The organism is Amphibacillus sp. MSJ-3, assembly GCF_018919165.1.
Classification (GTDB): Bacteria; Bacillota; Bacilli; order Bacillales; family Amphibacillaceae; genus Amphibacillus.
In genome coordinates this window covers 58,466-80,670 of sequence record NZ_JAHLQM010000008.1, presented here as the reverse complement: position 1 = coordinate 80,670, position 22,205 = coordinate 58,466, and the positions used below count along the sequence as shown (strand labels likewise).

At 38.1% G+C, this 22,205-nt stretch carries 14 protein-coding genes, 1 tRNA gene and 1 riboswitch; of the genes, 2 read left to right on the top strand and 13 right to left on the bottom strand.

The genetic code is table 11. The features are described 5' to 3' along the window. Positions 1-226: 226 nt before the first annotated feature. Genes KQI76_RS04105 through KQI76_RS04090 form a run of 4 tightly spaced genes read right to left on the bottom strand, consistent with a single transcriptional unit; the run spans position 227 to position 4,048 of the window. Positions 227-1,435 carry a M20 family metallopeptidase gene (locus KQI76_RS04105; protein WP_216399040.1) on the bottom strand — a complete coding sequence of 403 codons (1,209 nt, stop codon included), beginning with the start codon at positions 1,433-1,435 and terminating at the stop codon, positions 227-229. A gap of 27 nt (positions 1,436-1,462) precedes the next feature. After that, positions 1,463-2,338, bottom strand: a complete 876-nt coding sequence (locus KQI76_RS04100) for a MetQ/NlpA family ABC transporter substrate-binding protein (protein ID WP_216399039.1) — start codon at positions 2,336-2,338, stop codon at positions 1,463-1,465. A 32-nt stretch (positions 2,339-2,370) separates the two neighbouring features. Next, entirely contained in the window at positions 2,371-3,033 is a 663-nt protein-coding gene (locus tag KQI76_RS04095; RefSeq protein ID WP_216399038.1) for a methionine ABC transporter permease, read from the bottom strand. Position 3,034: 1 nt separating this feature from the next. Further along, positions 3,035-4,048, bottom strand: a complete 1,014-nt coding sequence (locus tag KQI76_RS04090) for a methionine ABC transporter ATP-binding protein (protein ID WP_216399037.1) — start codon at positions 4,046-4,048, stop codon at positions 3,035-3,037. Positions 4,049-4,154: 106 nt separating this feature from the next. Continuing rightward, positions 4,155-4,264, bottom strand: a riboswitch (SAM riboswitch). A 433-nt stretch (positions 4,265-4,697) separates the two neighbouring features. Between KQI76_RS04090 and KQI76_RS04085 the strand changes: the two genes are divergently transcribed. Then, positions 4,698-6,599: an SEC-C domain-containing protein gene (locus tag KQI76_RS04085; RefSeq protein ID WP_216399036.1), complete on the top strand. Its 1,902-nt coding sequence runs from the start codon at positions 4,698-4,700 to the stop codon at positions 6,597-6,599. Between the two features lie 367 nt (positions 6,600-6,966). Here KQI76_RS04085 and KQI76_RS04080 read toward each other — a convergent pair. The 9 genes from KQI76_RS04080 to chvE form a co-directional block, all read right to left on the bottom strand. Beyond that, positions 6,967-7,039: transfer RNA gene (locus KQI76_RS04080), tRNA-Lys, on the bottom strand. Between the two features lie 529 nt (positions 7,040-7,568). Then, entirely contained in the window at positions 7,569-8,276 is a 708-nt protein-coding gene (locus KQI76_RS04075; protein ID WP_216399035.1) for an RluA family pseudouridine synthase, read from the bottom strand. 390 nt (positions 8,277-8,666) lie between these two features. After that, positions 8,667-9,950 (bottom strand): TIGR02679 family protein, encoded by a 1,284-nt coding sequence (locus KQI76_RS04070; protein WP_216399034.1) that lies wholly within the window; start codon positions 9,948-9,950, stop codon positions 8,667-8,669. A 16-nt stretch (positions 9,951-9,966) separates the two neighbouring features. Beyond that, positions 9,967-14,067 carry a TIGR02680 family protein gene (locus KQI76_RS04065; RefSeq protein WP_216399033.1) on the bottom strand — a complete coding sequence of 1,367 codons (4,101 nt, stop codon included), beginning with the start codon at positions 14,065-14,067 and terminating at the stop codon, positions 9,967-9,969. Then, complete coding sequence (locus KQI76_RS04060) at positions 14,060-15,226, bottom strand: TIGR02678 family protein (RefSeq protein WP_216399032.1); 1,167 nt, start codon at positions 15,224-15,226, stop codon at positions 14,060-14,062. Before KQI76_RS04060 ends, KQI76_RS04065 begins: the two co-directional genes overlap by 8 nt. Beyond that, entirely contained in the window at positions 15,223-16,704 is a 1,482-nt protein-coding gene (locus KQI76_RS04055; protein WP_216399031.1) for a TIGR02677 family protein, read from the bottom strand. The genes KQI76_RS04060 and KQI76_RS04055 overlap by 4 nt, the downstream gene beginning before the upstream one ends. Positions 16,705-17,049: 345 nt before the next feature. Then, positions 17,050-18,171, bottom strand: a complete 1,122-nt coding sequence (gene mmsB, locus KQI76_RS04050) for a multiple monosaccharide ABC transporter permease (RefSeq protein WP_216399044.1) — start codon at positions 18,169-18,171, stop codon at positions 17,050-17,052. 84 nt (positions 18,172-18,255) lie between these two features. Continuing rightward, entirely contained in the window at positions 18,256-19,788 is a 1,533-nt protein-coding gene (mmsA, locus tag KQI76_RS04045; RefSeq protein ID WP_216399030.1) for a multiple monosaccharide ABC transporter ATP-binding protein, read from the bottom strand. A 72-nt stretch (positions 19,789-19,860) separates the two neighbouring features. After that, positions 19,861-20,940, bottom strand: a complete 1,080-nt coding sequence (gene chvE, locus KQI76_RS04040) for a multiple monosaccharide ABC transporter substrate-binding protein (protein WP_371817646.1) — start codon at positions 20,938-20,940, stop codon at positions 19,861-19,863. A 285-nt stretch (positions 20,941-21,225) separates the two neighbouring features. Here chvE and KQI76_RS04035 point away from each other — a divergent pair, with 285 nt between their 5' ends. After that, complete coding sequence (locus KQI76_RS04035) at positions 21,226-22,197, top strand: ABC transporter substrate-binding protein (RefSeq protein ID WP_216399028.1); 972 nt, start codon at positions 21,226-21,228, stop codon at positions 22,195-22,197. Positions 22,198-22,205: the final 8 nt, after the last annotated feature.

Sequence of the window (22,205 nt, the reverse complement as noted above, 5' to 3'; positions counted from 1 at the left end):
GCGGGTATATAAAGTGAGTTATAAATGAGACAAATCATAAAATATTCAAATAAAAATATAGCGTCAATGGTTTCTGTTTTTTAACTCACCAACGCTATATATTGTACAACCGTTTTTCTAAAGTAAATGAATTTTCAACTTATATCCCAGTCTCATTTCTTACGATTAGCCAAGTGTATTTCATCATTTTCTTTTATGTTAGTGATTTAGTTTTAACTTTCTCCGTTTATAATAAGGACTTTTTTTGCTCCAATGCCCCTTGATGATCCTGCCTTACCTTTTCTAATAAAGCTAGATCGCTTATCAATCGGTAAGCTGTTGAAGCAAGTGCTTTTGCTCCAGTAATAATTGCCTGATCACCCTGCTCAGATTTAGCTGCTTCACGAAATTCCGCTGTATGACCGATTAAGTCGTCTGGGCCAATTTTTATATGACCATGGGCTGTTGGGACTTCGTAACTAATATTACCCGCATCCGTTGAACCTTTGCCTTTACGCTTTTCTTTATTGACTTCTTCACCAACAGCTGTCAACTCTTCATCTAATACCTGATCTAGAGCAGGCGTTGGCACGAGATCTTTCACTGGATTTTGGAATCGTTCAATCACAACCTTTGTCCCTGTTGCTAGGGCTGCACCTTTTGCAATCGCTCGAACTTTTTCTGCAATTTCCTTCGTTTTGTCCCAAGAGCTAGCTCGAATATAAAAACGAGCTGACGCAAATTCAGGGATAATATTCGGCGCATCACCACCATGTGTAATAATACCATGAATTCGAACATCATCTGGTAGCTGCTGGCGTAGTGCATTAATACCATTGAATAATTGAATGACTCCATCTAAAGCGTTGACACCTAGATGCGGTGCACCCGAAGCGTGTGCAGGCTTACCATAAAACTTAAAATCAAGTGGATCAACAGCTAAGGATTCTGGTGTTAAGCCTGTTTGCCCACCAGGATGAAGCATAAGGGCAACATCAATATCTTTTAAAAATCCCTGATCAGCAAAACTCCCTTTTGCACTACCATTCGGCCCTCCCTCCTCTGCAGGTGTTCCCAAGACTACAACTCTTCCACCTGTATCATCAATGACCTCTGCAAGGGCAATCGCAGCAGCCACACTAGTTGTTCCAATAATGTTATGGCCACAAGCATGACCAAGCCCAGGTAGTGCATCATATTCCGCAAGAAAAGCGATGGTCGGTCCTGTTTTACCACTATCCTTGATCGCATAAAACGCTGTTTTGTGACCAGCAATATCCTTATCAACTTTAAAACCCGCTTGACTTAAGTTTTCACTATGCAAATCACAAGCAAAAAACTCTTCATTTCCGATCTCTGGATTCTCATGGATTTGATGACTTGTTTTGATGTATAACGCTTGATTATCTTCAATTGACTGGAATAGTACATCCTTTACATTTTCAATCACTGTCATTTAAAAAGCCTCCTTTTATCGATTAACTTATTCACCTTGTTTTAAATCTTCAAATAACTGTTCAATTTCCTCATCAGTTAGCTTAACAATAGATGAACCATGGTTCGTATCTTCAGCGATTGCAGCTTCAATATCTGGTTCTTGATAAAGCTCAACAATCTTTTTGTAAACTTCATTATCTTTATCTTCTACTCTGGCAGCAATCAAGTTAATATATGGATAAACACTCTCATCTTCTGCTGATTCACGATAAATCGGGTCACTCGCCGGATCAAAACCCGCCTGTCCTGCAATCCCATTATTAATAATCGAACCTGTAACATCAGGTAGGACACGTGGTGATTGTTGTGCTGTCATCGGGGTGATTTCAAGATTTAAAGGATTATCTATTATCTTACTCGGATCACCAAACAAGCCAAAATCATCTGCTAAAGTAATTAACCCAGCACTTTCTAATAGTCGAAGTGCTCTAGCTTGATTAGAGGGATCATCTGGAATCGCAATCTTATCACCTTCCTTAAACTCAGAAATATCTTCAATCTTTTCTGAATAAATCCCTAACGGAGCAAATACTGTTGAGCCAATCGGATAGAGATCATTGCCACTTTCATTGACATATTGCGCCAAGAAAGAAAAATGTTGAAAAGCGTTTAAATCAACATCCCCTTGAGCAAGCGCATTGTTTGGTAAGGTATAATCGGAAAACTCAATTAACTCTATTTCAATGCCTTCCTTGGCTGCCTTTTCCTTCAAAATTGGCCACTGTGCACCATCAACACCATTTACCCCAATCGATACTTGAACCGGTTCATCTGCCGAGGCTTTTGTTTCACCTCTATTATCTTCACAAGCAATTAAAAATAATACTGCTAGTAAAACTAAAAAACCTTTAATCTTTTTCAAATCAGACCACTCCTTATATTTTTTTAAAAAAACTAACGACGCATTATTTTTCTAGAAATCGTATTACCTAACCATTGCGCACTCTGGACAAGAATGATTAGAATTATAACGGTAACAGTCATCACACTTGTATCAAAGCGCTGGTAACCATAAGTCATCGCTAAATGACCCAAGCCACCACCACCAACTGTCCCGGCAACTGCGGAAAAGTCTATTAAACTAATTGTCATAAATGTTAAGCCAAGAATTAAAGGACCAAGCGCTTCGGGAATTAAGACTGTGATAATAATCCGAATTGACCCTGCCCCCATTGCCTGAGCTGCCTCAATCACACCCGAATCGATACCGACTAGATTATTTTCCACTACCCGTGCGATTGAAAAACTAGCAACGATTGTCATTGGAAAGATGGCAGCAACTGTACCAATTGTTGTACCTATCACTTGACGGGTTAAGGGTGAAACTGCAACTAGAAAAATAATGAACGGAATTGGGCGAATTAAATTAATGATAAAATTCAATAAGTTAAAAATGACCTTGTTTTCAAGAATATTATTTGTTCTTGATACATAGAGGAGCAGGCCGATTGTTAGTCCAAAAATCGTTCCAAAAAACAGTGTACTTGCTACCATAAAAATAGTTTCAGCTGTTGCATCAACAACACGTGGCCAAAAAGTTATCCAATCAACATTCATCCTAATAAACCTCCTTTATTTCAACACGTTTTTCCAGTTCCCCTAACACCTTCTTCGTATTTTGTTCACTCCCTACAAAGGAAATAATCATATTGCCAAAAAGTTTTTCCTGTAATTCTTGTACCGACCCATAAACAATATTAAAATCCACATCATACTGCTTAGTAATCGTTGATAATATCGGATCAACTGTTGCTGAACCTTTGAAAATAACTTGATACAGCTTTCCGCCATTTGTCTTTTGCCATTCTTTTAAAATGGACTCAGACGGCAAATCTTTTTGAACAGATTGGATAAAACGTCTCGTTGTCAGTTGCTGTGGATTAGTGAAAACATCAAAGACTTCACCCGTTTCTATCACACGTCCATTTTCCATGACCGCAACTTTATCGCAAATCGATTGAATCACCCGCATTTCATGAGTAATCAATAAAATGGTTACTCCTAGTTCACGATTCACTTTTTTCAGGAGTCTTAAAATATCTTCTGTTGTTTCAGGGTCTAAGGCCGATGTCGCTTCATCACAAATTAAAATCTCTGGTGAAGAGGCAAGTGCCCGTGCAATCCCAACACGTTGTTTTTGTCCCCCTGAAAGTTGCTCCGGATAATCATTTGCCTTATCAGTCAAACCCACAAAAGTTAATAATTCATTGACTCGTTCCTTTATTGCCTGTTTTTTATAGCCTGCAACCTTTAAAGGATAAGCTATATTTCCAAAAACATTTCGAGATGTTAGTAAATTGAAATTTTGAAAAACCATCCCGATTTGACTTCGTTGCTTCCGTAATTCTCTTGCTGACAACTTACTAATATCAGTATCCCGAATATAGATAGACCCTTTTGTCGGATACTCCAGTTGATTAACCAGACGTAATAAGGTACTCTTCCCTGCCCCACTAAAGCCGATGACACCAAAAATATCCCCTTGATTAACCTGTAAAGAAACATCCTGTACAGCATGAATTTCCCTCTTACCAACTGCGAATGTTTTTGAAACATTTTTAAATTGAATCAATATAATCCCCCCAGATGTAGCTATTCAAACACTTTTAACAAGCAAAAATCCCTCCTTTTCTTAAGATGAAAAGAAGGGATTCTTAAACTATATTAGAAACCGTCCGTTCTCATCTTTCAAATGCATCTCGCACTTGTAGGAATTGGCACAGTATTCATTTAGAATCTGCTGCCGAGATATCATAGGGCCTAATCCCTCCATCTCTCTGGATAAGAAAACGACAAACTATTCAGTTTTTTAAAAATATTTAAAACTAATTATATATCGGGGAAATAAAATGTCAACCTTTTTTTGAAAATTCTTTTTTAAGTGAAATCCATTGTAATTTCCAAATTTGTTCGCAACTTTCTTGATTTGCTCTCAACTTCTGCGATTTGCTCTCAACTTTTGCGATTTGCTCTCAACTTTCACGTTTTGCTCTCAACTTTCATGATTTGCTCTCAACTTTCACAATTTGCTCGCAATTTCTACTAAATACTCTTAACTTCGTTTTTTAATATAGCTCTATAATTAAATTTCTTTCCCAGGCACTTAAGATTGCAATCCTAAATATGGATTTTAACCGGGCGTTCTTCGTATTGTTCTTGCATTCCATTATCAACTTCTCCATAATGATAAGAAAGGACATTCAATTAAGAGGTGAAATCAAATGAAAAAAGTTAAGCGTAATGATCCTTGCCCTTGTGGTAGTGGGAAAAAATACAAAAATTGTCATGGTGTTTCAAATGTTATTGAATTAAATCCAAGCAGATACAATACACAACTCGAACAACTTCACGAGGGCCTCTTGAGATTTGCCTTTGAAAATTATGAAGTTGAATTAAAAAATACTATTACAGATTATATACCAGATGATTTTTTAGATGAAAATCCTTTTTTTGAACTATTTTCCGATATAATAACCTCTTGGAGTATATTCCTACAGCCTCTTGCTAATGGAAAAACCATCTTTGAAATGTATTATCAAAGTCAACAAAAGAAAATAAAAAATCCAAGAGTAAGAGATGTTTTTACATCCTGGAGTCAGATTCCAATTAGCTTTTACGAAATCAAGTCAGTTAATAAAGAAAATCTACTAATCGAGGATATTCTAACAAATAAGATCTATCAACTATCTCAAGGCGGAGAGGAAGATTTCCTAGTAGGCCAAATATTAACAGGACTAATCATTCCTTATATTCAGGAGTATAGGGTTTTCCTATCTGTTTTTGAACTGTCTATTGATCGAGAAGTATTGTACGAAAGCCTTACTAAATTTACAAGTGACGAAGTAAGGGATCGCTTTCCAGAAATCCTAGCCGAAACAATGATCTATGATATTTCAACAAGTGAAATCGAGTTTGACCATTTTCTATATGAAAGGGTTGCAGACCTGTTTGAGGAACATGTTACCAATAAAGGTGGTAATGAAGAAATAATTATGGCTGGAAAACTTGTATGGAAAATATTCACTGATCATGAATACCCATTCATAAAAAAACCTGAAGCATATGCAGCGGCTCTCGATTATGTGATGCAAAAGAGAGTTTTAGAGATCAACCACCAAACTCAGAAAGAACTCGCTGCTGAATATCAAGTAGCAGCCACGACAGTATCAAAAAATGCAAAACAGATTGTAACTGCTGTTGAAGAAGAATTATTTGAGTTCTCATCAAACTTCAAAAATATGGATGATCAATTAAATGATCCTGATGATTCTACGATGGAACAAATGATGCGAGACATCCAAAAGTTGTTAGCTGAGCAAGAATTCGATACAGATGAAGAAATGAATCAATTCCTTAATGAGGTACTCAATAATCCAGAATCCACCTTACCCCCTTCAACTTCACCAAGGGATCTGGCACAAGACAAGCTATTTGCAGCGGAAAGGGCTAATGGCAGGAAGCGAAAAGAGCTAATCAAAGAGGCCTTGGAGATTTACCCGAATAGTCCTGATGCCTATTTGATGATGGTTAATGATGCTAAAACATTGATGGAAGAGTACCAACTTATTTATAAGGCAGTTTCGGTTGGAAAAAAAGATCTCGGAGAAGCATTTTTCAAAGAAAACGAAGGACACTTCTGGGGTTTGGTTGAAACACGACCTTTTATGAGAGCAAAAGCGGAACTTGCCAAATACCATGTTAATTATGGTAACACCTCTGATGCCATAACTGAGTTTGAGGAGATGCTTATTCTAAACCCTAATGACAATCAAGGGATTAGATTCCTGTTATTCCCTTTATACGTTGATCAGGAAAGATTTGAAGATGCAAAAAACCTAATCGAGCAGTTTGAGGATGATATGAGTGCTAGTTCACTTTTCAGTTATGCCTTGGCTAACTATTTCACCGAGGGACTTACACCAAAAACAATTCAAATACTCAAACAAGCCAATCACGAAAATCCCCATATTAAAGACTATTTAGTTGGAAATATGAAGGTCCCCGAGGTATATTTTGACTCTATCCACGTAGGTGATAAATCAGAAGCCATCACTTATGTTCAAGATAATAAATATCTATGGGATAATGCGACACCACTTTTAAATAAATTAGCTAAGTTATAAATCACAAAACAGCTAAAACAATGAATTAAAAATTGTTTTAGCTGTTTTATTGAATCCAATCGATTTGCAACGTTGAAAAACAAAATTAGTTTTTATATTATCACTAGCTAGTGTCTAGCAGATAAATATTCAAGTTCAGTTTTAACTTTCCGGACCGAACTTAGCTCAATTACCTCTCAACAGAAAAAGACTTTTTCCATATTTTTAGCAAGAAATTTACAGATAAAACAAATAGCTGCTCAAAAAGGAAGCTTGTCCTGGTGAAGACATATCGCCTAAAAGAGGGTTACCATAGAGAAAGGAGGAGAATCGCTTAGAATGCTCTCGCACCAACGATTCTCCTCCTTATGGGTCTAGCTTATTATGATAGGGGCATAGGGACTCGAACCCTAGACTCGCAGATTAAGAGTCTGCTACTCTACCAACTGAGTTATACCCCCATGATTAACATTACCGCTTAAAAGACTTATGGTCTTTTTTAAAGTTAAAGTAATGTCCCACGACACTATATTATTTTACACCCAGTTTTTTTAAATTGCAACACCTTTCCATCATTTATTTGAGAGGAAATTTAAGGTTAATGGTAGAACAACAGCTATAATCATATTGGGAAGACATATCGCTAGGCTTCCCCTGTTACCCATCAGAGAGTTCAAAATAATCGCCCTTAGAAATCCCACCACAATAATCCAGGTCCAATCTATAGACTAAGTAAATGTAGAGTAAAATTAAAAAAACTCAAAGGATGGAGAATGAGCTATGTTCAAAAAATAAAGTGAAACTTCAATCAGTGGAGGTTTTGAGCCTACATAAGCTAGGTCATGTAGGTGTTATCATAAGAGATGGGGGTTAGTTTGCCTTTCTCTATCCCCCACTGATTATTTCTACAACATGGGTGTGACCAACCAATCAGGCTTTTACAGGTATTTGATCTCCAACTTAGCTTGCTCAAAACTTGAAGTGAGTGTCTTATTGCCTGTTAATGCAGGATAAATCGAGTGCTGCTAAATCCCATAAATCCCAAGGAAAGCGAGTTGGGGGTAATGACTGAACACTTAATGGTTCTCTCTTAACAGGGTGTTCTAAGGAAAGCGAGTGTGCCCAAAGAGCAATTTGCTGTCCTGGCTTGCTCTTTTGATTGCCGTACTTTTGATCACCTACAATCGGATGACCGACTGTTGATAACTGAACACGAATTTGGTGTGGCCTACCAGTATGGAGCTTAATAGAAAGTAGACTGAAACCCTGTTTTGATTCAATAACTTGGTAGTCTAGCACAGCTTTTTTTGTTTCTGAGTAATTGGATGTGTCTACAAATACTTTATTTTGGGCTTTATCTTTATAAAGGTAGTGTAAGAGCTGATCCTTTGTTTTACTTGGTATACCATGAACAATCGCTAGATACCTTCGTTCTATCACCTGCCTCCGAATCATGTCAGAAAGTCTTGAAGCTGCTTTAGAGGTTTTACCAAACACCATTGCCCCGCCTACCGGGCGATCAAGTCGATGAACCAGAGCTAAATAAACATTACCTGGCTTTTGATAACGTATTTTCAAGTCCGCTTTTAATAATGTTAACAAATCAGGGTCACGACTGCTATCCTCTTGAACAGGGACATTTATTGGCTTTTCAACAAAAAGTAAGTGATTATCTTCGTATAGTATTGGTATTTTCATCTATCTTTACTCTCCTCAAATCCTATATTACATCTATCATAACATGTTAATACAGGATAAATAATCAAGCAACAGCTAGTAGTGGAAAATAGATAAAGTGAAACTTCAATCAGTGGGGGTTTTGAGCCTACAGGACCTATCATGAAGACCTTACCACAGGAGGTGGTGGGTTTAGTCTGCCTTCCCCTAATCCCCCACAGATTGGGACTGCGGTTACTCGCCCCATCGAAAATATTTGTTTCTGCCACAAGAGTATGATCAGGCAATTGATCTCCAACTTATCTTTAAGGCTTAAGTGGGAGTCTTATTGCCTGTTAATGCGGGATAAAAATAGCACTGGTGGCAGCAATTTATATCACCCCACCAATACGATCGCCATCCCCCAACCATTTAATAACCCAAATCAGCTAATTCTGCTATCATCTCTTGAACAAGTGCCTCTTGGTAACCCGCGATTTTATTTTCAGCTAATGCTTCTTTTACGGGTAACAAGGACCTCAATTGAATGGCATCTAATTGTTTGAGTCTCTCCTCTGTTAACACATTCATTGGCGATTTGGATTTTTGATATGAAATAAGATCCATCTTCCACAAGTTTATCTGATTGGGGTAACGATTAACCAATCGCTCTGCCATTCTTAATCCTTCCGGATCTAGATCTCCCGCATAATGAAGTGTACAACCTGATTGAACAAGCTGGTCAATTAAAATAAGGGCGGACAACTTAAACTGACCATGGGTACAGAGCAAGGGGACCGCTGGCAAGTGATCAAGGATACTAGAATAAACACCGGAATTCTCCACCAGCCAAACTTGATGTTCACCATTGGCTGGATAAGCAGACACAATATCTTCTAATTCCCTCAAAGGCACATTCATCACACTATGATGGTCTGATGCCGCTTGCCACACGGGGTGTATCCCTTTGTCTGTTCTTACAATGAGATTCACACAGGTCACATAGTTTGAAATATCATCACGCAAAATATTATAGGAGAGTAGCAATTCATTTATACTTTCACTATCAGTTGGGACCATGACAGGACCTGATTGGACCCGATCAAGTGACAAGAGGTGGAGAAAAAGTCTGCCTAAGTTTGTATTTAAATCAAAGGTGTGAGGATTTCTAGTTATCCTCTGACTGAACATCGGTAAGCGTTCATGCATTTTAGGTAGATGTGTGATCGCATCATTTAAATGGACAAGCATTTCTTCAAACTCTCGCTCTGATAGGTCAATTAATCGATAAATCCAATGGCTATCTGGGCGTCTATGCTGTAATTCTGTTAACCAGCTTGCTAGCGCGGGAAATTGGCGAGCAGCTTGACTTAAAAACTGCTCTTGCTGCTTGATTCTTTCTTGCTTTTTTTCTTTATTAGAAATGAGCTTCTCATTAAAATATGCTTCTAATAACTCTTTTAAGGTGACATCGTAAAATCGAGTCTTGCTTAGTTGTCTTTCAAATGACTGAAGCGTAATGCTACCTTTTTCTTTTAATTGTGTGGGCGTACTACCGTAAAAACGAGCAAGCGATTCAAGTTCACGATCATCCAATGTCGTTATTTTCACTGAACCACCTATTCGTCCAAGTGATTGAAACTTTTTCTTAAAAAGCAGGAAGAGATGGTCATATCCATTATCCGTTCGAAAATAGGCCAATGCTTGTTCTATCATAAAATCACCCTTTTAACTATTCTACAAATTGACGTTTCTGACCATCCCAATGATAACGAATCACACTGACATAATCAGCATTTTTCGGCCTAACTAATTCACTGATTGCTAATTCACTCACTGTATCATAATCCCCCCAAAGAACCTGCGAGTTCATGATATAATTAAAGTCTAGTTTCTCAACTACATCAAACATTTGTCGAATATTATTTTCATCGACACCTGCAAAGGCTTCATCTAAGGAAATGATATACGGTGCATCTGGTGCTGCCTCTAGATAACGAGAATAACAGGCAGTAAAGAGCGGGATATACATGGCCAAGGCTTTTTCTCCACCACTAAATTTGAAAAACTGATTATTTGTTAATTCGCGTTTTGATTCACCTTCTCGTTGATAGTAGAGAACAAAGGAGAACCATTTTCGATAATCCAACACTTCCTTAAGCACCTGTAATAGGGTTTGTAATTCACTACTATCCTCAAGCATCTCCTTGGCCTTATCGATCTTGGAACGGAAATGAGTAGTAATTTTCTCCAAATCCTCATCCTTCAAAAGCTTCGGATCTTGTTTAAGCAAGTGAACAAGATCAATCGTGTCTAATTCTTCATCTGAATCAGCAGTTCTTGGTTTCCATCGTATAGAAAAGGTAATCCCTGAGGAAATATCCCGTGTCTCCATTAGCTCCTTCATTTGGACAACCCATTGCTCCGCTCTTCTAATCCTTGCTCTTAACTTTTGTCCAACTGAATGGAAGAGAATTTCCTCATATAAAGCTCGATCCTGATCATCTAAATAACTTTGCTGCCTTGCCTGATCCAACTCAATCTCATTTTGAACAGTAAAAGGACTCACTTGCTTACCCTGATAGTTAAGTTCAATAATCGTTCGGGTTAACTTTTGTTTCCATTGCTCAATATGTGGGATTTGATCATCACTTACAGGCTGATTCATCCAATCAGGAACTTTGGTAGGAGCATCATAAATAGTCATACTATACTCCATTAAGTCAGTAAGTTCTTTATAAAAGGTCTTGCTTAACTGACCATTCAATTTATACCGGTCTTTTCCCTTGCTTTCCTTAAACTTAGAAATCGCTACTTCTGCAATTGATTCGATAGATTCATCAGAAGAAAAAGCCACAAAACCACGGTTGAGTTCACTTTGAAATGAATCCTGCCAAGCTTCTTTCATATGGAGCCAAAAGTCAACGCGCTCACCCTGAGCTCTTATCTCTTGATTTATATGGTCTAACTGCGTTTCTTTGCGGGGTTTTTCTTCCCGCTTCCCTATTAGCTTTTGCTCAATTTCACTTAGGCTTGCTTGGACTTTTTCAATTTGCTTACGAACATCCTCAACACCTTGTTGCTCTAACTCTTGTTCGATTTGAGCGATATTTTTCTTAACCAATTCTATTTGTCCTTCGACAATATTTAGTTCACCTTGAAGCTCAACAACTTCAGCTTCAACTTCAGCAAGGCGCTCGGTTAATTCTGCACGACTCTGCAGATAATTGACATATTGGATATGTTGTTTTTCAAGTTTAGATAAGTCCTTGTCATATCGCTTCATGGTTTGGTTTGCCTCTTGATAGGCAACTAAACTAAATTCAATCTGATCATGGCGCGTTTGCTCATCCAATTGATATTTAATTTGTTTATAATTGCCATGAAGAATCTTTAATTCATCTGATAAAACTTGAATCTGCTTTTTATGATGCTCAATTTTATAGCGAAGCTCTTTGATTTGTTGATCACTTTCTTGAAGATCATCATCATTGGGAAAAGTCGCTAAGTACTGATCTGATCGTTCTATTTGCTTTTCTACTTGATTAACCTGTTCAAGTAAATCACTTTTCTCTTCAGCAAGTTCAGTAAGCTCACTTGTTAATCGATCGATTTGAGCTTGTCTAAAGCGTATTCGTGCCTGACGACCAATATAGTGGACATTTTCAATCGGTAAGGCATGTCCCTTTATTAATCCCAATTGATAGTAGCCTTGTTCATTTATTGATAGTTGACTGTTAGAATCATGATCATCAATTAAAATACTTCTTAATACATCATCAATTCGCTGATCAGTTAGTTGATTATTGCCATCAAGATCGGGTTTTAAATAATCTGCCAATGTGTAAGCCATCGTCTGTGGCTTAACAGTGAAAATCCGATCATGGCTAATCTCGACCTCTTTTTCTGTTATTAATGTATTTAGCATGCCGCTATCAATTAATGCAGCCTCAATCCGTCTCCGCACAGCATCATCAACATGGTCTTGAAATTCCACCGCTGCATAAAAAGGGACAAAGGCAATTCCTTGTTTTTCAAGCTCTGCTCTTGCTTCTGTCGTTAGCTGATCAACAAGTGGCTCTGGATCCTTTTTATTCTGCCACTCTTTGAGTTCAGTCTCTTTCTCGGTTGTAGCCTGTGCTAGCCTTTCCAGCTCAAACCGCAAGTGGGATAAATGATTTTGTTGCTGGCCAATATAGTGATAATGAGCTTGGCGAAAGGGTTCCTTGATAACTTCAAATGATGTCGGTTCATATAGCGTATGAATATGCCGTCCGACCTCTTGGAGACTGCTATCATCAAGATCTAGCCAGGGAGCTCCGTTGAGCCACTGGTGAATTTCATTAAGCTTTTTATCCTTATCTTCTTCAAACAGTTTTCTCCATTCTTGCTCTTGATATGTCAAATGATCACGTGCTTTACTTTCCTCAGCAAGTGCCTTGTCCTTCTCTTGGTAACGCATTTTTATATCTTCATATTGGCGAAATTGGTCCATCACTGCTTCAATATGTTCGACATGCTGAGCCGTTTCATTTTGCCAAACAGTAAAATCAAATTTATTTTCTTTATGACGATTAAAGTCCTGCTTGTTTATTTCATGCTGTTTTAGGAAGGAAACTTCCTCTGCATCATTTTGCAAATCAAGCAATAGATCATCGATGGCTTCTGTGTGACTATAAATGGATTCATCAGTTTTCTTCAAACTTTCGCGAATATGATAGGTTTTTTGATGCCTTACATCCAATTGACCTTGCTTACGATCAAAGTCAAGCTCTTGCTGTTCTAATTTCTCCAATTCATCCTTCTCTTCTTGTGCCAGATCCCATATCTTATGGCTACGCAGACGCTCTTCCTGCTTCTTCACTGCCTCCTGCTCGATTTCCAACATCCTAATTTGATCTGTTAAATCAGAAATGGTTACACTTAATTGTTGTGCCTCAACCTGCTGATCCTGATAGGATTGCTCAGCCTCATGATATCGGCCTTGAGTATCAAGAAAGCCTTTTGCTTGTTCAAAAATAGTTGCTTCATTGTATTGACTATACACTTGATTAAGCCGGCGAATAGCAGACCCTTCACGATCCAGTTGCTCGATTTGTTGCTTGGTTTGGTCCATTTGTTCAATTGTATCTGATAAATGCCGCAAATCTTCATCGGTTAATGGGGGTAAGGCTGCCTCTAAAATCTCATAAATAACTGTTGGCCGGAAGTCTTTTGACAGTTTAGGACTTCTTAATTGAATTAACAACTTAATCAAGTCTTCATAAGCCTCAATTGTTTCATAACCAAAGAGATACTTATTAACAAGCTGTTTATATTCGCCTTTCGTTTGAACAACTTGGCCACCTTCACCAACTAGGTTTTCCCATTCAATCCGAGACAAAGGGATTTTCTGACTTTTCCCAGCATTATTTTCTGTCTTGTAAAGCTGAATGTCCCTGCCAATTCTCCGATTATCAGTTAAAACAAAGCCCCAGAACTTCATCTGTTTATGACGTTTCGCTTGTAAGCCAATACCAATCGTTAAAAACTGTTCGGTTTCCTGTCGCTTAAATTCGATAAATAAATAGCCTGTCCGTTCATCACGATTAACAATATCCTTTTCCCCAAGTAAGTAATCCTCCATTCGGCGAGCCTTTGAGCCAAAGGGATCTAAGCGATCGGGTGATGTACGCCCATCTAATAAGACAGGTAAAAAACTTTGCATCGTTACGGATTTTCCTGAACCATTACTCCCACGGAGCAAGAGTTTACCATTTGAAAAATCAAAAATTTCATCATCATAATACCAAAAGTTTAATAAGCCCGCACGGTTCATTTTCCATTTATTCATCTATCCCACCTACTTCCTTTAAATAGTCAGCCGGGTATTGTCCGATCATTCGTGCAATTGCCGGGTAAAGAATAAGCATATTTGTCCCTTCATCAATCGTCGCCATCTCCCAATCTTTATATAAGGTCAGAAGTTCTCCTGCAATACTTGAATAAGACATCTCCCGATACTTTTTACTCCAACCATGTCCATCGTGTGCTTTCACTGTTTCAACAAGTTGATTAAATTCCGCTAACGTTAGACGTATTTCGCCAAAAGGGGAGATTTCATAAGCATCTCGATGCTCTATAATATAGCGCTGTACATGTAGGGCGATGTTAGTGATTGCCCTTTGATCGGGATATAGAGTGTACCTTTGCTTACGCTCTGGCAATGATAAGAGGGCCATATTTTTAAACACCTCAAGCCTAAAAGGTGTGTTTTCCTCTAAATCATCCCGTAATCGATTACTGTAGTTTCGGATATAAGCAAAATCAGGATCATGCTCACTCTCCCGGTAAACAACAGGTGAAAACATCAGTTTACGATAAACGCGTTTTCGTCTTCTATCTGACTGGTGCCGTTCCCACTCACTCGCCAAGATTCCATCCATTGTCTGGTAATTGAAGAGGTCATCAGGATATGAGCGCATAAAGTACCGGGCATAGACGGTGACTTCATAGAGAACTTCCTGCTCTTCATTCATTGCAAACAAGTCAATATCACCATCAATTGCAACAATAATATTTAAGTCGACCATCTTTTTTAGCATGCGAACAAGTGACTTTCTGTGCTGATAATTGGTCCAATCTAACTGAAATTCACCAGGAAATAAATCATGGATATCTTCCGCAAGATCAGATAATAAAAATTGTTCATCAATTGATTTACGTTCAGCAAAGGCTAGGCCACAACAAAAAATTGCATAGTCCAATGGTGACGTGAAGTCTTGGATCCCCATCCAAGCCTTGGGGTCAACAGGGATTTTCTCCAATTTAATAAAGTGCTGATGTACAATTAAATTGAAGCCAAACTTATCGAATACATAGCGTTTCAATGCTTTCTCCCGTTCGCGAATGTATTGATAAGCAGAAGGATTCTCCGTCCTTAAGACCCAGAACTGTTCAAATAAAATCGCCAATGCCTCTTGTGTATCTCCATCAAACGCTGCTTGACTCATAGTGAGGATTCCCCCTCTTCTAAAAACTCAAAAGTAACGTTCGGCATCTCTAAGTCGCCATCTTCAGCGCGAAGTAAGACCCTTCCCTCTTCATTCACTAACTTAACTTGTCTACCTAATTCTGTTTTTATGACGCGATCTTCCTTCCCAATTGCTTTACCTAACCATAATAGCAGCACTTTGCGGACTGGTGGCTCAACAACTGGTAAATTGGCAATCTTAATTTTTCGGTCATGGATATATTTCTCAATCAATTCTTGTTCCTGACGTCTTTCTTTTAGATGAGCTTGGGCCATTTCTTCCTTCACTTCTGCACGATCAACAATGGCACCTGCTCTTGTTTTTTCCCGGTAATGACGAACAATTGGTTTTGTTTCATGTTCCATTGGCTGTTCATCCCATACATCCGAGTAAATATCATCCGATGGTATTTGGTCGATATAAAAATGTCGCGTATGAAAGACTCCAAAAACAACGGATGATAGTTGATGCGCCTCTTCTAAGGTATCCAATGAGTCAAACCAACGCGCCAAATATAAATAATCCTCCCGGCGACTTCGATAGTGTTGATGACGTTCTCCTAGACGCTGTACGACTCTTGTAATCCTTCGAATCGATTCATTGGTTCTTTCTTGTAACAGATCATATTCACTCTCACGCTGGTCATCGCCTAGAAACCAAGTCTTAATCGAGGACCATTTCCCTTCATAATCCTCATATTGATTCACTTGGTCATCATGACTAAAGCGAAAAACCTGCTGGCTATGATTCATCACCTGGTCGAAAAACTTTCGTCGTTCTTCTCGCTTGATCTGACGTAACAGATCCTGAATTTGAATCGCAGTTGCCTGAAGGGCGATGATGAAATCTCTTAAATAAGTTGTAAACTGATCCTTATAGATTAAGAAGGCTTCAGTTTGCATACGTTCTTCAACTTCTTCACTATTAATATAGGCAAAATAATCCGATGTATTTTTAGTAATTTGCCTAAAATAAGACAAAACATCTTCCCATATTTGGGCGCATTCCTCATCATTCTCGACTCGTTTGCCACTTATAATTTGATTAATCTTTTCCACTGATTCATACAAACGTTCAAATTGTGTCCGCTCTAATGAGCCACCGAAACTTTCACCTGTATCCTCTATACTCATTAACATCCGTTCAAATTCAACTGTATAGGGTGTGCACTGATATCGAAAACGTTTCTTTTTAAACTCTTCGATTGTTCTCGATTTACCTAGTTCCTGACGGGCGACCAGATTGCCCCACTTTACCAATGCATCCAAATCTAAGTGGAGCATTTCCATCGTATAATGATTAAAATCCTCAAATTGCATCAAATGTTGGTAGATCTCCTCAGGAAAGAGAAATTCCCTCATCCGTTCATGCTCTATAAAAAAATAGCGTAAAATGCTACGATAACGCCAGGCATTATCAGCCGTTAAATATGAAGCCTCAGTCACTCGATCATACATTGCAAACACCTACCCTAGCTTATTCATCCTGCCTAATCTCTATTTTAACTTTTCTGACAAAAATAATCCATTATTCCTAAGGGCTAAATGTCGTTCTTTGTTGAATAACTCGCATTGCTTGCCAGTAAATATTCAATCCCGCTTCAGGGCCAAGCCGAACGCTTACCAGATACACTACAAAAAACCATGCCCTGCAATTAAGCTAGGCACAGTTTTAGCATGATAGTGAAGGTATATATATTTATTAGACCAAGCCCTCCATCATAACATCGATCAATAGAAGCCTTTAATGAAAGAAGATCCAGTCAGATCATTTAACAAGAGCCGATCTGCCTTTTTTCTAATTCACTGAGATATCTTCCGTTTCTTATTGTAAAGATCCAGAACAACGGCTAGTAGTAAAATTAAACCTTTAATTGCTTGTTGCCAATCTACTCCGATTCCTAAGATTGACATTCCATTATTTAAAACACCCATCACCAGTCCACCAACGATCGCTCCCATTACAGTACCAATCCCACCAGAGGTAGAAGCGCCCCCAAAGTATACTGAAGCCATGGCGTCTAATTCTAGTGATTGCCCCGCTTGTGGAGTTGCAGCATTTAACCTTGCAGCTAAGATCAGACCAGCTAAGGCAGCCATTAATCCCATATTAACAAAGACCCAAAAGGTAATTTTCTTCGTATTAATCCCCGACAGTTCCGCAGACTTTTTATTCCCCCCAGTTGCATAAATTTGTCTTCCCACAACTGTTTTATTTGTCAAGAAGCCATACAGAATGACAATAATAGCAAGGATAATCAAAATAACTGGAAAGCCTTGATAAGAGGCAAACACGAAACTCAATAACATAATGATCGCGGCTAAGAAAATGGCGCCTAGGATAAAAGTGGGTAGTGATGAAGTTTCAAACTGATTTTTCTTCCGTTTTTTTCGCGCCTTCCACTGTGCATAAATAACCAGAAGTGCTAGAATAGCGCCTAGTACTAAAGAGAAAATGTGTAATCCATTTCCGCCAAAAAGATCAGGTAGGTATCCAGTCGATATCTTTTGAAATCCAACTGGAAATGGAGCCAGCGATTGTCCACCTAGGACGACTTGTGTTAAACCCCGGAACATTAATAAACCAGCTAGCGTCACAATAAATGCTGGAATCTCAACATAAGCTACCCAAAAACCTTGCCAGGCGCCAATAAGTGCGCCAATTAATAAACAAATTGGAACGGCTATCAAGGGACTAACACCATTATTCACCATTAACAGTCCGGCAATTGATCCAACAAAGGCCATAACTGATCCAACCGAGAGGTCGACATATCCTAATAAAACAACCAATAACATACCTGCCGCCAATACTAAGATATGACTATTTTGCAGAACAATATTTGTAATATTTAAGGGGCGTAGAAAGATACCACCTGTCATCAACTGAAAGGCAATTAATAAAATAACCAAAATAATAATCATACTGTACTTACTAAAAATATCGAGTAATTTTTCACCTAATTGAAATTTTGCTTTTGCTTGCGTATCATTCACTACTTTTTCCATTTAAATTACCCTTTCTTTCTCTATTGTCATCAGATTCATCAACACTTCCTGATTAGCATTTTCCCGAAGAACCTCACCTGTAAATCTTCCTTCATTCATCGTATAGATACGATCACACATCCCTAGTATTTCTGGAAGTTCAGATGAAATAATACAAATACACTTACCTTCTGCGGCCATTTCTTCAATAATCGTATAGATTTCATATTTTGCACCTACATCTATTCCCCGAGTCGGTTCATCAAGAAATAATATCTCTGGTTCCGTTGCTAACCATTTTGAGAGGACAACCTTTTGCTGGTTCCCTCCACTTAAACTAGCAACATTCTGGAAGACAGAATTCGTTTTAGTTCTCATTCGTTTTCGATAGTCCTCAGCAAGCTTTGTTTCCATTTCCTTATCAAGGATGCCATGATGACTCACTTTTTCTAGACTCGAAAGCGTTGTATTTTGCCTTACGTCCATCAAGAGATTTAAGCCAAGTGACTTACGATCTTCTGAGACATAAGCAAGACCATTATTTATTGCTGACGGAACACTACTTACATCGATTTCTTTACCATTTTTAAAAACCTTTCCAGATATCTGACTTCCATAAGACCTGCCGAATACACTCATGGCAAATTCCGTTCTCCCTGCACCCATTAGTCCAGCAATCCCGATGATTTCCCCACGACGAATGGTTAGATTAAGATTTTGATTCATCACTCGGGAGGAATCAATTGGATGATGAACAGTCCAATCCTTTATCTCGAAATAAACTTCACCGATATTTGCCTGCCTATCAGGATAGCGATTGGTTAGGTCTCTCCCAACCATGCCACGGATAATTCGTTCTTCACTAATTTCATTTTTTTCTAGCGTCTCAATCGTTCTTCCATCCCGTAAAATCGTAATCCGATCCGAAATATTGACAACTTCATTTAATTTATGCGAAATAATAATAGAAGTAATCCCTTGCTTTTTAAAGGCCTTCACTAATTCCAGTAAGTTTTCGCTCTCTTCCTCATTTAAGGCTGCTGTTGGCTCATCGAGTATTAATAATTGCACATTCTTAGCAAATGCCTTGGCAATTTCCACAAGTTGCTGGTGTCCTACACCAATTTGAGAAACCAAAGTATTTGGATCCTCTCGCAAACCAACTGTTTTCAAAAGCTCCTCTGTCTTTCTCTCTGTCAGATTCCAGTCTATGACCCCGCGTTTTGCTTGTTCATTACCTAGGAAGAGATTCTCCTTAATTGAAAGATATGGACTTAAAGCGAGTTCTTGATGAATAATAACAATTCCCTTTTCCTCACTGTCCTTTAATTTCTTAAATTGACATAGCTCACCATCATAGATAATATCTCCTGAGTAACTATCAATTGGATATAGACCACTTAATATATTCATAAGTGTTGATTTACCAGCACCATTTTCACCACATAAAGCATGAATATCCCCACGTTTAACTTTTAGATTCACATCATCTAGAGCTTTCACGCCGGAAAAGTCCTTCGTTATATTTTTCATTTCTAAAATATAATCAGGCATGTGTTCACTCCCTTTATTCTATTAGGAAAGAATAGGAATAGTTTAATGCAGAACTATTCCTAAAATAATAGATTAATTACTTAATTCCTCTTCTGTATAATATCCTGTATCAATTAACTCTTCCTGATAATTATCTTTATTAACAGAAACCGGTGTTGATAAATAGGTTGGGACAACTTTCACACCATTATCGTATGTTTCGGTATCATTGACCGGTACCTCTTCATCGTTGTGAATCGCCTCAATCATTTCAATTGTATTCTTAGCCAAAATACGTGTGTCTTTAAAAATAGTTTGTGTTTGTTCTCCAGCTATAATCGACTTAACCCCTGCAACAGTTGCATCCTGTCCAGTTATTACAGGTAACGGTTTATCTGAGGAACCATATCCCACACCTTTTAAAGATGAGATAATTCCTAAACTAATTGGATCATATGGTGACAGGATGGCATCAAGATCTTTATCTGTATAATTTGCGCTTAAGAGATTATCCATTCTTGATTGAGCTGTAGAACCATCCCAGCGTAAAGTAGCAATCTGATTAAAGTTTGTTTGATTTGATGGAACAACTAATTGACCACTATCAATATAAGGTTGAAAAATTGACATGACCCCATTGTAATTAATCAAGGCATTGTTATCATCCGGTGAACCACCAAATAATTCAATATTAAATGGGCCTTCCCCTTCTTTTAAGCCAAGCTCCTCCTCAATATAAGATGCCTGTAATACTCCAACAGCAAAATTATCAAAAGTAGCATAGTAATCAACATGTTCCGAATTCATTAGCAATCGATCATAAGCGATCACATCGATATCTGCAGCATTCGCTTGTTCCAAAACATCAGTTAAGGCCGAACCATCGATTGAAGCAATAACTAATGTATCTACTCCTTTGGCAATCATGTTTTCAATTTGAGCAACTTGATTTTCAACTTTATCTTCGCCATATTGTAAGTCTGTCTTGTATCCCAAGTTCTCTAATTCTTCAACCATATTATTTCCATCTGCAATCCAACGCTCCGCAGACTTGGTTGGCATCGCAATCCCGATATACCCTTTTTCGTCTCCCGAACTTGATGCACTATCACTACATGCCACTAAGACTAAAGATAAGGCTACCAATAAGATTAAAAAATATTTCCTTTTCAAGATGATTTTCATTACATAATGCCTCCTTATTTTTTCTACATTAACTATACCGATTATATAAAGCGCTTTCATTGAATATATTTTTATTAATCTTCTTTTTTTATCGAATTTTTACTTATTAATTTTTAACATCTTCACTTTTTTTCGTTTTTTCTTGAATTATTTTACTTACTTCTTTATCTTAATTTTTATATGTTATAATGATTTGTTAGCGTTTTCAGTACGCGGTAGTAATGACTAGATGGTCACTCATTTTCAGATCAAAAATATAGGATGTGAGTCGAGATGGAAAAAGCCCCACTTTTTTTATTATTGTCTATTGTTTTTTTAACAAACTGTACAAGTCCAAATGAACAATCGGAAATCAATACAACTCCTGTCATTGGCTTTTCTCAATCCGGAACAGAAAGCAGCTGGCGCAAAGCCCATACGGACTCCATCATTACCGAATTAGAGAAGGAAAACTACCAAGTTCTCTACCGTAATGGATTTTTAGATCAAGAACGCCAAATTCAGGATCTTAGAAGATTTATCGCATATAAAGTAGATCTAATCATCCTAGCCCCCTTAATTGATAGCGGATGGGATGAGGTCTTAGCTGAAGCTAAAGCAGCCGGGATTCCAGTCATCACTGTCGACCGAAGCATTCAAACGAAGCAAGCAGATTTATATATGGCACATATTGGCCCAAGTTTTAAAGCGGAAGGAAATAGGGCTGGCCTTTATTTAAGTAATCACTATTCAGAACAATCATTGGCTGAGATTAGAGTCTTTGAATTAGCAGGACTTGATCAGGCTAGCTCAACAACTCTTCGCCAGGAGGGGTTTCTCGAAACAATTGGACGGGATCCTAGAATACAAATCGTTCAAACAGCTCATGGTGACTTTATTCGGTCAAAAGGAAAGGAAGTAATTCGTGCAGCCATTCAGGCAGGTGACTTCTCTAATATCCATGTTCTATATAGCCATAGCGATGAAATGACCTTAGGGGCCATTGAAGCCTTCCTAGAACTCGCACCTGAAATCTTAGAAGAACTTGTGATCATTTCAATCGATGGACAAAAGGAAATGATTGATCTCTTAAAAGATGGGCTTGTAAATGCCGTCGTTGAATGCAATCCCCATGCTGGATGGTACGTTCAAAATACAATCACGCGGTATTTAAATGGTCATACCATTCCAAAGGAAATCTATATTCCAGAAACGATTTTTTCCGATCAAGGTGACCTATCCATGATTCCAACGAGAAATTATTAACGGAGAAT